13 protein-coding genes and 1 riboswitch are annotated in these 13,448 nt (G+C 27.7%); all 13 genes read left to right on the forward strand.

The features are described 5' to 3' along the window. The coding region (glgB, locus tag ACRDDY_RS14700; RefSeq protein WP_438565692.1) for a 1,4-alpha-glucan branching protein GlgB at positions 1 to 1,215 on the forward strand (1,215 nt) is incomplete at its 5' end. Beyond that, positions 1,215 to 2,645 carry a glycogen synthase GlgA gene (gene glgA, locus ACRDDY_RS14705; protein ID WP_438565693.1) on the forward strand — a complete coding sequence of 477 codons (1,431 nt, stop codon included), beginning with the start codon at positions 1,215 to 1,217 and terminating at the stop codon, positions 2,643 to 2,645. The genes glgB and glgA, both read left to right, overlap by 1 nt. A gap of 147 nt (positions 2,646 to 2,792) precedes the next feature. Then, entirely contained in the window at positions 2,793 to 4,001 is a 1,209-nt protein-coding gene (locus tag ACRDDY_RS14710; protein ID WP_438565694.1) for a glucose-1-phosphate adenylyltransferase, read from the forward strand. A gap of 184 nt (positions 4,002 to 4,185) precedes the next feature. Continuing rightward, positions 4,186 to 5,337: a hypothetical protein gene (locus tag ACRDDY_RS14715; protein ID WP_438565695.1), complete on the forward strand. Its 1,152-nt coding sequence runs from the start codon at positions 4,186 to 4,188 to the stop codon at positions 5,335 to 5,337. A 114-nt stretch (positions 5,338 to 5,451) separates the two neighbouring features. Beyond that, positions 5,452 to 6,456: a GH25 family lysozyme gene (locus ACRDDY_RS14720; RefSeq protein WP_438565696.1), complete on the forward strand. Its 1,005-nt coding sequence runs from the start codon at positions 5,452 to 5,454 to the stop codon at positions 6,454 to 6,456. A 58-nt stretch (positions 6,457 to 6,514) separates the two neighbouring features. After that, positions 6,515 to 6,717, forward strand: a riboswitch (cobalamin riboswitch). Positions 6,718 to 6,852: 135 nt separating this feature from the next. After that, a complete protein-coding gene (locus tag ACRDDY_RS14725) occupies positions 6,853 to 7,704 on the forward strand; it encodes a sirohydrochlorin cobaltochelatase (RefSeq protein WP_438565697.1) in 852 nt (283 codons plus the stop codon). Further along, positions 7,679 to 8,980 (forward strand): cobyrinate a,c-diamide synthase, encoded by a 1,302-nt coding sequence (locus tag ACRDDY_RS14730; protein ID WP_438565698.1) that lies wholly within the window; start codon positions 7,679 to 7,681, stop codon positions 8,978 to 8,980. Before ACRDDY_RS14725 ends, ACRDDY_RS14730 begins: the two co-directional genes overlap by 26 nt. Before the next feature lie 46 nt (positions 8,981 to 9,026). Then, complete coding sequence (locus ACRDDY_RS14735) at positions 9,027 to 9,650, forward strand: precorrin-8X methylmutase (RefSeq protein ID WP_438565699.1); 624 nt, start codon at positions 9,027 to 9,029, stop codon at positions 9,648 to 9,650. A gap of 1 nt (position 9,651) precedes the next feature. Continuing rightward, entirely contained in the window at positions 9,652 to 10,743 is a 1,092-nt protein-coding gene (gene cbiD / locus ACRDDY_RS14740; RefSeq protein WP_438565700.1) for a cobalt-precorrin-5B (C(1))-methyltransferase CbiD, read from the forward strand. A gap of 42 nt (positions 10,744 to 10,785) precedes the next feature. Beyond that, positions 10,786 to 11,388, forward strand: coding sequence for a precorrin-6y C5,15-methyltransferase (decarboxylating) subunit CbiE (cbiE, locus tag ACRDDY_RS14745; protein ID WP_438565701.1), 603 nt, complete (start codon positions 10,786 to 10,788; stop codon positions 11,386 to 11,388). A gap of 68 nt (positions 11,389 to 11,456) precedes the next feature. Next, a complete protein-coding gene (gene cbiT, locus ACRDDY_RS14750) occupies positions 11,457 to 12,032 on the forward strand; it encodes a precorrin-6Y C5,15-methyltransferase (decarboxylating) subunit CbiT (RefSeq protein WP_438565702.1) in 576 nt (191 codons plus the stop codon). A gap of 4 nt (positions 12,033 to 12,036) precedes the next feature. Beyond that, positions 12,037 to 12,702, forward strand: coding sequence for a cobalt-factor II C(20)-methyltransferase (locus tag ACRDDY_RS14755; protein ID WP_438565703.1), 666 nt, complete (start codon positions 12,037 to 12,039; stop codon positions 12,700 to 12,702). Positions 12,703 to 12,708: 6 nt separating this feature from the next. Beyond that, on the forward strand, positions 12,709 to 13,448 hold a 740-nt coding region (cobM, locus tag ACRDDY_RS14760; RefSeq protein ID WP_438565704.1), incomplete at its 3' end, for a precorrin-4 C(11)-methyltransferase.

Below are 13,448 nucleotides of genomic sequence, written 5' to 3' on the forward strand. Positions count from 1 at the left end.
CATAAAGAAAATATAGGCGTTATTTTAGATTGGGTTCCTGGTCATTTTTGTAGAGACAGTCATGGACTAGCTTATTTTGACGGAGCTGCTTGTTATGAGTATGCAGAGGGCTGGAAAGCAGATAATAAAGGTTGGGGAACTTTAAACTTTGATTTAGGTAGGCCCGAGGTTCGCAGTTTCTTAATTTCAAATGCTATTTATTGGATTAAAGAGTTTCATATAGATGGATTTAGAATGGATGCCGTTACTAATATGATTTATTTAAGTTATGGAAGAAATCATGGAGAATGGATACAAAATAGTGATGGAACTGATATAAATTATGATGGAGTTAGTTTCATAAGAGAGTTAAATTCACATATTATAGAGAAATATCCTAATATAATGCTTTGTGCTGAAGAATCTACAACTTTTCCTAAAGTATCATTTCCAGTCTCAGAAGAAGGGCTAGGCTTTCATTTTAAGTGGAATATGGGATGGATGAATGATACCTTAACTTATATAGAAGATGATCCCATTTATAGACAGTATATTCATGAAAAAATGAATTTTTCAATGGCGTATCATTATAATGAGAATTTTATACTTCCATTATCACATGATGAAGTAGTTCATGGAAAAAAATCTTTAGTAAATAAAATGTGGGGAGATTATTTCAATAAATTTGCTGGATTTAGAGCATATATGATTTATAAAATGGGACATCCTGGGAAAAAATTATTATTTATGGGTGGAGAGATTGGACAATTTATTGAATGGAATAGTACTAAAGAGTTAGATTGGCATCTAGTGGAAAAGTATGAGATGCATAAGAATATTCAGAGGTTTTTTAAGGATTTAAATAAGTTTTATCTTCATAATTCTGAACTTTGGTCTAGAGATTATGAGTCAGAAGGGTTTAATTGGATTGATCCAGATAATAGAACTCAAAGTATATATAGTTTTATTAGAAAAGGGAAACAAAAAAATGAAATACTAGTTGTTTTAATAAATTTTACCCCAAGATATTATGAAAATTATGAAATAGAAGTTCCTAAAAAAGGAACATATATAGAAGTATTTAATAGTGATAATAATATTTATGGTGGTTCTGGAAAAATTAATTTAGAAAAAAGTACAACTTATGAAAAAGAAGTGGATAAGTTACCATATAAAATAAAAATAAAAATTCCTCCAATGGGTGGAATGATTTTACGATATGAAGGAGAAAAATAATGAAGATACTATTTGCAGCTACAGAAGCACATCCATTTATAAGAACAGGTGGTCTTGGGGATGTTATAGGTGCTTTAAGCAAGGAACTTGCTAAAAACAAAGAAGATGATATAAGAGTAATAATTCCGAAGTATAAGGATATGAAACTAGAGTTCAAAGAAAAAATGACACATCTGAAACATATTTTTGTAGATGTTGGTTGGAGACATCAGTACTGTGGAATAGAAATGATAAGAAAAGATAATGTAACATTTTACTTTATAGATAATGAATACTACTTCAATAGAGATGGTTTATATGGTTTTTTTGATGATGGTGAGAGATTCGCATTTTTTGATAGAGCAGTACTTGAAGTACTTAATGTAATAAATTGGTTTCCGAATATTATTCATTGTAATGATTGGCAATGTGGAATGATTCCAGTTTTATATAAACTTGAGTACAAGTTTAAACAATCTTATGAAAATATTAAATTTGCTTATTCAATCCATAATCTTCTATTCCAAGGAAACTTTGATAAAAATATGCTTGGTGAGTTGTTTAACTATGATTTAGAACAATTCAATAATGGAATGATTGAATTTCATGGTGGTATAAGTTATATGAAAGGTGGGATAAATTATTCTGATAAGGTATTAACTGTTAGTAGTACTTATGCAGAAGAAATTCAGACTCCAGAGTTTGGAGAAAATCTAGATGGGCTACTAAGAAGTAGAGGTGCTGATATTCAAGGAATTCTTAATGGCATAGATTATGAAGAATATAATCCTAAGACGGATATATATATAGAAAAAAATTATTCAGTTGATAATATAAAGGATAAACTTCAAAATAAAATAAAATTACAACAAGAACTTGGATTAAAAGTTGATATAGATATTCCTCTTCTAGGGATGGTAACAAGATTAACATCTCAAAAAGGGTTAGATATATTAAGAGATAGTATAGAGGAAGTTTTAAAAGATAATATACAGCTTGTTATATTAGGAACTGGAGATTTCCAGTATGAAGAATTTTTTAGAAATTTAGAAATGTGGTATCCAGATAAGGTCAGAACTAAAATTCTTTTTGATAATGCTCTTTCACATAGAATTTATGCTGGAGTAGATATGTTCTTAATGCCTTCTAGATTTGAACCATGTGGTCTTGGACAACTTATAGCATTAAGATATGGATCAATTCCTATAGTTAGAGAAACAGGAGGCTTAAAAGATACAATAGCCCCTTATAATAAGTATGAAAATTCAGGAAATGGATTTAGTTTTAAAAATTATTCATCTTTTGAATTAAAAAATATAATTATGTATGCACTAGAATTATATAAAGAAAAAGAAAAATGGAATGGGTTAATTGAACGCGCAATGAAATCTGATAATAGCTTTAAAAAAGCTGCAGATATATATAAAGATTTATATAAAAAATTATTATAAATAAAATCTAAATTAAATTTAAATGGGTAAAAATTCTTCTTATAGTGATATATATAACTTAACTTAAATATAATTAATATACGTATAAACATTTTAATGAAAGAATTTTAGAAAATAATATACAAATTAGTGGAAGGGATGACTTTTATGAGAACAAACAATAATAAAGAAATAGTAGGAATGATATTAGCAGGAGGACAAGGTACAAGACTAGGTGTATTAACTGAGAGATTAGCAAAACCAGCAGTTCCATATGGCGGAAGATATAGACTTATTGATTTTCCTTTAAGTAACTGTGTAAATTCAGGAATAGATACAGTAGGTGTTGTTACACAATATAAACCAAAAGCTATTTATAGACATATAGGTGATGGTGAAGCATGGGATTTAAAAAAGGTAGATGAGGCTGGTGTAAGTTTCTTACCACCTTATACGGAGGAAGATAAAGACAATTGTTATACAGGAACAGCTAATGCAATTTATCAAAATATAGAATATATTGATAAATATAATCCTGAGTATGTTCTTATTCTTTCAGGAGATCATATTTATAAAATGGATTATACAGAGATGTTAGATCACCATAAAAAAATGAATGCTGATGCTACAATTGCAGTACTTGAAGTGCCAATGGATGAAGCTAGTAGATTTGGAATAATGAACACAAATGAAGATAGTACTATCTATTCATTTGAAGAAAAACCAAAGTTCCCAAAAAGTAATAAAGCTTCAATGGGAATTTATATCTTTACATGGAGTGTGTTAAAAGAATATTTAACAAATGATGAGAAAATTGAATCATCAAGTCATGATTTTGGAAAAGATGTTATTCCAATGATGCTTGAAGATAAAAAGAAAATGGTATCATTTTCTTTTAAAGGATACTGGAGAGATGTAGGAACTGTTGAAAGTCTTTGGCAAGCAAATATGGACCTTTTAAGCAATGAATGTGAGCTAAGCGTAAATGATAAATGGAAAATCTCATCTGCTAATATTTCAGAATATGAAAAATGTCAAATAAGCAAAACAGCTATTATAAAAAATTGTATCTTAGGTGATGAATGTGAAATTGATGGGTGTATTGACAATAGTATTCTATCATCTGGTGTAAAAATTGGTGAAGGTGCTGTAGTTGAAAATTCAGTAATACTAGCTAATACAGTAATCGAACCTTATGCTATTATAAGCAATGCCATTGTTGGTTGTGATTCAGTAATAAAAGAAAGAACAGTTATTGTTGAAAAAGATAATATTACTGTTGTAGGACCAAAAAGAATAGTATCTGAAAATAGTAATCTTGAAAAAATTGAGATTTTAAAAAAATCTAAGTCAAAAGAAAAAGTAGTTTTAATATAAATTTCGAATTAATCTGTCTATAAATTATAGGCAGATTAATATTTTTTATTAAATAAACATGAAAAAAATGAAATTAAATTGAAAAGATAAAAATATATCATTAATTAATGTAAAAGCAAATTGAAAAAGTTTACCTTGACGGGTATAATTTTAAATAACTAAAGAGAAAGCAAAGGAAGAAACTATGAAAAAAAAAGTTTTAGTCATTATTATTGCCGCAGTTATAGTAGTTGGTGGTGCAACTACAGTTTTTGCATTAGATCATAACCAAAATAATTCAAAAAATACAACTGTAGATCAAACCAAAAGTACTAATGCACCAGCGACTAAGAGTACTACTACAACTGAAAAATCTAAGAGTCAAACACCAAATGTAATAGATTATTCTAATTTTCAATATGTAAATATTAATTATGATGGAATTTCAATGGAGTGTCCAAGCTTTTTAGTAGATAAAAGTGTGACAAATGGACAAGAGATTTTAAAAAGTTCTGATGGAACAGTAACTTTAGAATTAAATAAAATTCAAAATGAACATGGAATTACTTCATATTATAACAGTATAAAATCTAATTTAACCCAAATTGGATTTAATTATTTAGGAAAAAACACTTACAGCTTAGCTTTTGCAAATGGAAACAATGAAGTTTATGAATGTGGAATTGTAAATGGAAATTCTATTATAACTTTTAAATTAACATATCCAAAAGATAAAGAGAGTAACTTTGATACAATAATTCCTAAAGTATATAGTAGTTTTATTTCTAATATTTATGTAGAACCTACTACTAAAACTATTACTGCTGTAAAAACTACAAATAATAAACCACAAACTGTATCAACTACTACAAAAAACACAGAAGTAGTAAACAAAAATAATTCAAATGCAACAAGTAATGAATCTTCTCAAAAATCAAATACAACTACTTCAAGTAATACAAATCAAATTATAAATAATCCAAACTTTACTTATGATGTTGCAGCTGGAGATTTAAAACAATATTTAACATTAACTGGTCAATGGCAAGAAAATCATGGTAGATATAGTTATGAACTAGAGAATGATGGACAAAATACATCTGAAGCAGCATATGAGATAGGAAAAGAATTTGCAAATGATCCTCAGTCAAAAGAATATCTTCAAAATATAGAGAATCATACACCAAATTATGCTATTAATTATATGTGTTATGTTATGAATACAAAACAATCAGGATATACAAATAGAATTGGAACATATTATTTAACAAGCAATGCTATATATCTTCAAAATATGGTTAATATGCAAATAACAAAAGTAGCTAATATTGAAAATGGAACAATAGAATTAACTTAACAAAAAAACTTAAAGTCTAATGGCTTTAAGTTTTTTTATTTTCATTTATTCAAAGAGTAACAAAAGTTATAAACTTATCATTTATTATATAAATAAGAAAAAAGGAGAATTTTTATGGAAAGGCGAGATAATAAGAATTTAAAAGGTGTAGATATAAGTAAATGGCAAGGAAATGTAGATTTTTATAAAATTGAACAAGGTGGCTATGATGTTGTTATATTAAAAGCTACAGAAGGTACTGGGTTTATAGATGGTTACTTTGAAACAAATTATGAAAAAGCTAAAAAAACAAGTTTAAAAATTGGAGCATACCATTTTTTAAGTGAAAAATCTGATCCTATAGATCAAGCAAGAGCATTTTGGGCTACTATAAAAAATAAAAAATTACATGTTTATCCAATATTAGATGTTGAGATAGATACTATGGGAAGAGGACCTAAAGGGGTTACTGATAGATGTTTAGAATTTTTAAATGAATTTAAAAACTTAAGTGGATATGAGTGTATTATATATACTTACACTTCATTTGCTAATTCAAAATTAGATAAAAGACTAAGTAAGTATAATTTATGGATTGCTCATTATGGTGTAAGTACTCCAGGAAGAAATAATATTTGGGATACATGGGTAGGTTTTCAATATACTGATAAAGAAAAGGTTCCAGGTATTACTTCACCTTGTGATGCAAATGAATTTAAGCTTGAAATATTATTAGATACTAGAGTTGATAAAAATCCAGTTTCTCCAGTAAAACCACCAGTGACTAAACCAGTCCCTCCTGACAAAAAAAATCTTTATGAAGAATTTATTAGTGGACAAGAGGTTATAAATTTACAAAAAGAATTAAATAAATTAGGTGCTAATCTAAAAATAGATGGACTTTTTGGAGAAAATACACTAAAAGCATGTAAGATTATAAAGAAAGGAGATAAAGGAACTTTAGTTAAATTGATACAAGTGAGATTAACTAAAAAAGGATTTAGTTTATCTCCATATAATACTGATGGTGATTTTGGTAATTTAACAGAACAAAAAATAAAAGAATTCCAAAAGAAAAATAAACTTATTTCTGATGGAATTGTAGGTCCAAATACTATGAAAGAACTATACTCTAAATAAAAAGTAATCTACCACTTTTCTTTACAAGATTTCTAAGAAAGGATATAATATTTTTAAAATAAATATTTAATTATTCGGTGCATATAATATTTAAAATTTAAATATTATATGATTAAAAGGGAAAATGGTTAAAATCCATTACAGCCCCCGCTACTGTATTTGCTGACAATACTCTAATAAACCACTAAAGATTTTTCTTTGGGAAGGAAGAGTAAAGGATGAAGCATAAGTCAGGAGACCTGCCTAATAAAAAAGAATTACTAAACTTCGGTGGGAAGGAGGGGATTTTATTTATCTAATTTTCGAATAATTAGATTTTTTATAGAATGCTTAAACACCCTAAAAAGGGTGTTTTTTTATTTTTAAAAAAAGAAAGTTAACTTAAAGGAGTATACTATGAAAAAAGCAATTATTGTTGTTAGCTTTGGAACAAGCTATCAAAAAGCTCTTAAAAACTCAATTGAACAAATTGAAAATGATATCAAAAGAGAATTTCCAGAATACGATCACTTTAAATCATTTACAGCACATATGATTATAAAAAAAATGAAAGATGTTTATAATATACATATAGACACACCAGAGGAAACTTTAGATAAATTATATAAACAAGGATATGAAGAAGTTATAATGCAACCTCTTCACATTATTCCAGGAGAAGAATTCGATTATATAAAAAATGTACAAGCTAACTTTCAAGATAAATTTAAAAGTCTAAAGGTTGGAAGACCAATTTTATATTATCAAGGAATTGAAGAAGTTGATTTTGATTATTCTCTATTTATAGATTCAATAAAAGATATTTTAGATAGCAATGAAAATATAGTATTTTTTGGACATGGAACTTCACATCCAGCAAGTTCAGCTTATAGTTGCCTTCAAGTTGTTTTAGAAGAGGAAGGCTATAATAATGCTTTTGTTGGAACAGTAGAAGGTCATCCTACTTTAGATAGTGTTATAAAAAGATTAAAAAGAAGAGATATAAAAGAAGTTTTATTATTACCTTTAATGGTTGTATGTGGTGATCATGTTTTAAATGATATGGCATCAGATGACGAGGATTCTTGGAAGAGTATTTTAGAATCTGAAGGAATAAAAGTAAATCTTTTTTTAAAAGGTCTTGGAGAAATTGAAGCTTTTAGAAATCTTTATGTAAAAAGAGTACATCAAACTATTAACGATACATTTAAAGGTGTTGGTGAAACAAAGAAGGGAAAGAAAAATGAAAACTTTAGTCTTATCATCTAATAAAAGTGGTGGTGGAAAAACAACTTTTACACTTGGGTTAATGAAAGCTTTAAAAAATAGAGGATATGATATTCAGGGTTTCAAATCAGGCCCTGATTATATAGATCCAGCCTTTCATAGAAAAGTTACAGGAAAAGCTTCAAGAAACTTAGATCTTTTTTTAATGGGTGAAGAGGGATTTAGAGAATCTTTTAATAGAGGTAGTGGTGATTTTGCTATTATTGAAGGTGTTATGGGACTTTATGATGGAAAAGGAATAAGTGATGAATTTTCAACCTATAGTACTTCAAAAGCATTAAATAATGCTCCTATTATTTTAATCCTTTCACCTAAAGCACAAAGTTTAACCTTCTGTGCTGAACTTAAAGGGCTAATAGAATTTAGAGAAGCTAATATAAAAGGTATTGTATTAAATAATATAAATAAAATGTATTATCTTTTACTTAAAAAAATAATTGAAGAAAATTTAAATATAGAAGTATTTGGATTTATTCCACAAACTGAAGGATTAAATTTAAAATCTAGACATTTAGGACTTATTCAAAGTGTTGAGATTTTAGATTTAGAAGAAAAAATAGATCTTTGTGCAGATCTTATAGAAAAAAATATTGATATGACAAAGTTAATAAATTCTTTTGAAGATATTAATTTAGAAAAATCAAAGAAAGATATATTTAAAACTTTTAATATTTCACAAAAAAAGAAAATTGGAATAGCATTTGATAAAGCATTTAATTTTTATTATAAGGAAAATATAGAGTGTTTAGAAAAAATTGGAGAAGTAATTTATTTTAGTCCATTAAAAGATAAATGCCTTCCTAAAAATTTGGATTTTCTTTATATAGGTGGAGGATATCCTGAAATATTTAAAGAAGAACTATCAAAAAATAAAAGTATGTTAAATTCTATAAAAAAAGAACTTCAAAATGGACTTTCTTGCTATGGTGAATGTGGTGGTTTTATGTATTTAACTGAAGAAATAGATGGCTACGAAATGGTTGGTTTTTTTAAAGGAAAAACTTTTATGACTGATAAATTAAATAATTTTGGATATGCACAAATAGATTTTAGGGGAATGAAAATAAATTGTCATGAATTTCATAAATCTAAAACAGAAATTGATGAAACTCCAGTATTTAATATAAGTAAAGAAAATTATACTGGAATATTAAAAACTTGGCAGTGTGGATATGAAAAAAACAATACCCTTGCTGGATACCCACACATCCATTTTTTTAGTAATAGAAAATTTTTTGAATATATATTACGACTATAAAAATTAAAGTTATATATTTAAAATTTAATGTGAAAAGAGGAAAAAAATGAGTTATATAAAAAATCCAATGGATATTGAAAATAGAAGTTTCCAAATTATTGGGGAAGAAATGGGCGAGAGTAACTTTTCAGATGATGAATTAAAAATTGTAAAGAGAGTTATTCATACAACAGCAGACTTTGAATATAAAGATTTAATAGATATAAGTCCTACTGCAATAGAAGAAGGAGTTAAAGTTTTAAAAAAAGGAGCAAAAATATATACTGATACTAATATGGCTTTATCAGGTATTAATAAAATGGCTCTAAAAAAATTAAATAGTAATGTAATCTGTTATGTAAATGAAGAGAGAGTTCATAAGGAAGCTAAAGAAAGAGAAATAACTCGTTCGATGGCTGCAGTAGAAATAGCTGCAAATGAAGATGTAGATATATTCGTGTTTGGAAATGCTCCAACAGCACTTTTTAAACTTAAAGAGCTTATAAATGATGGAAAAGCTAGTCCAAAACTTATAATTGGTGTTCCAGTAGGATTTGTAGGTGCCGCAGAAAGTAAAGAAAACTTAGATGAATTAAATATACCGTATATAACTATAAACGGAAGAAAAGGTGGTAGCACAGTAGCAGCAGCTATTGTAAATGCATTAATGTATATGTGTGTAGATAGATAAAATGTTAGATTTATATATTGAAGCCGATGGGAAAAAATTAAGATGTGGTTATACTACTGGTTCAACTGCTGCTGCAGCATCAAAAGCAGCTACAGTTATGCTTTTTAATCCTGATATAAATTTAGAATTTATAGAAATAGATACTCCAAAGGGAATTAGGTTAAATCTTAAAATAAATTCAATAGAAAAAGGTAAGAATTATGTTTCAGTATCTATATTAAAAGATGGTGGAGATGATATTGATGCTACAGATGGAATAGCTATTTTTTCCACTGTAGTAAAAGAAAAATCTGGATTTTATTTAACAGGTGGAGAAGGTGTAGGTTTTGTAACAAGGGATGGTCTTTCTATCCAAAAGGGCGAGTATGCTATAAATCCAGTTCCAAGAAAAATGATAGAAAAAGAAGTTTTAGAAGTTCTTCCAAAAGGAATGGGAGTTTCCATAACGATATCTGTTCCTGAAGGCCGTGAAATAGCTAAAAAAACTTTTAACCCAAGACTTGGAATAGAAGGTGGCATTTCAATACTTGGAACAACGGGAATAGTAGTTCCAATGTCTGAAGATGCTATAAAGGAATCTATTAATATAGAGATTAAACAAAAAGCTAAGGAAAATAAAAGAATAGTTTTAACTTTTGGAAATATAGGTGAGAAATGTGCTATTGACTTAGGATTTAAAGAAGAGGAAATTGTTATTATTTCAAACTTTGTAGGTTTCTCTTTAGAAAAGGCAAAAGCTATGAAAGTTTCAGAAATAATTTTAGTTGGACATATAGGTAAACTTAGTAAGGTTGCTTATGGATGCTTTAATACACATAGTAGAGTTTCTGATGTTAGACTTGAGGTTATAGCATTAGAACTATTTCTTTTAGGATATGATAGAGAATTTGTATCTAAAGTAATGGAAGAGAAAACAAGTGAAGGAGCAGTTAAACTCCTAGGTGATGGTTTTGAAAAACTTTATTTTAATATAGGTGAAAAAATAAAAAAAAGAATGTCTATTTATACATATGATGAAGTAAAATGTCATGCTGTAATGTATAGTGGATATTCAGCCTATAATATTCTATATAATTCTTTAGAAAAATCTTAAATAGAACCTAAAAAATTTTAAAATAAAAGGAAAATTTAAAATATGATTTATGTTGTTGGTATAGGTCCAGGGCATAGAGACTATATACTTGGAAAAGCTATAAAAACTTTAGCAAATGTGGATAAAATTATAGGCTTTTCTAGAGCTATAGATGCAGTGGATTTTATAAATAATAAAAAAGAAAAATTAGAAAGTCTTTTAGAAATAATAAAGAGAGTAGAAGAATTCAATGGAGATATTGCAGTAGTTGCATCAGGTGATCCTACATTTTTTGGAGTATCTTCTTATATAAATAAAAAGACAACAAAAGAAGTTAAAGTTATTCCAGGACTTAGTTCTTTTCAATATATGACAAGTAGCTTAAATAAGCCTTGGAGCTTTGCTTATACAGGAAGTATGCATGCAAGAGAAGATTCTTTTATAGAGAGAATAAAAGAAAATGAATTAAGTATTTGGCTTTGTGATAAAAAGAATACACCAAATAAATTATGTGAAAGCCTTTTAGATATAGATTGTATTATCTATATTGGAGAAAACCTATCTTATGAAAATGAAAAATTAGTTTTTGGTAAACCAAAAGATTTTATAGAAGAAGAATTTAGTGATATGAGTATTCTTATGGTTGAAATAATAGAGAAAAAGTAATATTAACTAAAATATATTTAATAAACGTTAAAAGATTACTAAAAAACTACGCAATGAAAGGAAAAATTATGATTTTAATAAAAGATAATGAATTTTTAAGAGGAGATTGTCCTATGACTAAAGAAGATATAAGAGCTTTAGCTATATGGAAAATGGACCTTAAAGAAGACTCAAAAGTTTTAGATGTTGGAGCAGGAACTGGAACTATAACTGTTCAAGCAGCTCTTATAGCAAATAAAGGATTAGTTTATTCTATTGAAAGAGATTTACCTGCAATAGAAACTACAGAAAAAAATATAGAAAAGTTTAATTGTAAAAATATAATTTTAGATAAAGGTGAAGCTATAGAAATTTTAGATAAATATAAAAAGGAAGAGAATACTTTCAATTCTATTTTTATAGGTGGTTCTGGTGGAGATTTAGAAGGAATAATTGAAAGATGTCATAATATTTTAAAACCTTCAGGAACTCTTGTTATGAACTTTATAACATTAAATAATTCTTATATAGCAATGGAAAAGGTGAAATCTTTAGGATATAAACTAGATGTGTCTTTAGTAAATATAAGTAAGAATAGAGGACAAAGCTATATGATGATTGGATTAAATCCAATTTATATAGTTAAATGTGTTAAAGGAGAATAGAATTATGGCAAAATTATATGGAATAGGTGTAGGACCTGGTGACAGTGAGCTTATTACTGTGAAAGGAGTTCGTGCTATAGAGAATAGTCAGGTTATAGTTGCTCCAACAGGGACAGAAGGTGGAGAAAGCATAGCTTTAAATACAGTTAAAGAATATATCAAAGAAGGAACAGAAGTTTTTATAAAACATTTCCCTATGGGTGGAAAGAATAAAGAGGTTAAAGTAAAAGAAGCCTATGATTTAGTTGAAAAAAAGCTTAGAGAAGGAAAAAATGTAAGTTTTTTAACTATAGGGGATCCATTTGTATATAGCACATATATTCATCTTTTAAAGCAAATGGAAGAAAAGAATTTTACTGTAGAAACAGTACCAGGAATAACTTCTTTTTGTGCATCAGCTAGTATTGTAGGAAGAACTATAGTTGTTGGAGATAATAGACTTACTGTAATGCCAGCTACTAAGGTACATGAAATAACTGATGAAAAATATGTAGTTATAATGAAGGTGTACAAGCGTGAAGGAGAAGTTTTAAATCTTTTAGAAGAAAAAGGATTTAGTTATGTTTATATAAGTCGTGCAGGACGTGAAGGTCAACTTATTTTAGAAGATAAAGAGGAAATACTAAAATGTAGAGATTATATGTCATTAATTTTAGCGAGTAAGGAGTAAATAGAAATGGTTTATTTTATAGGAGCAGGTCCAGGAGACGTTGATTTAATTACTGTTAAAGGAAGAGATATACTTTCTAAAGCAGATATTGTTATATATGCCGGTTCATTAGTAGCTAAAGAACATATGGATTTTTGCACGGCAGAGGCAGAAATTTACAATTCAGCTAAAATGACTTTAGAAGAAGTTATAGAAGTTATGAAAAAAAATAGAGATAAAACTATTGTAAGACTTCATACAGGAGATCCATCAATATATGGTGCTATAAAAGAGCAAATGGATGAATTAGATAAACTTGAAATTTCTTATGAAGTAGTACCAGGAGTTAGTTCTTTTGTAGCAGCAGCATCAGCTATAAAAAAAGAATTTACTCTTCCATCAGTAACTCAAACAGTTATTTTAACAAGAGTAGAAGGAAAAACACCGGTGCCAGAAACAGAAGATTTAGAAAGACTTGCAAGTATTGGAGCTTCAATGGCGTTATTCCTTTCTATAAGTATGATAGATAAAGTTGTAGAGAAGCTTAGACGTGGTTATGGAAGAAATGTTCCTATAGCTGTTATTGAAAGAGCTACTTGGGAAGATGAGAGAATTTTAATTGGAACATTAGATGATATAAGTGAAAAAGTTAAAGCATGTGGAATAACTAAATGTGCTCAAATTTTAGTTGGAGACTTTATAGACTGTGAATATGAAAAAAGTCTTTTATATGATAAGAAATTTACTCATATGTTTAGAAAAGGAAT

Origin of the sequence: Clostridium sp. (genome assembly GCF_051656525.1) — a bacterium.
Classification (GTDB): Bacteria; Bacillota; Clostridia; order Clostridiales; family Clostridiaceae; genus Clostridium.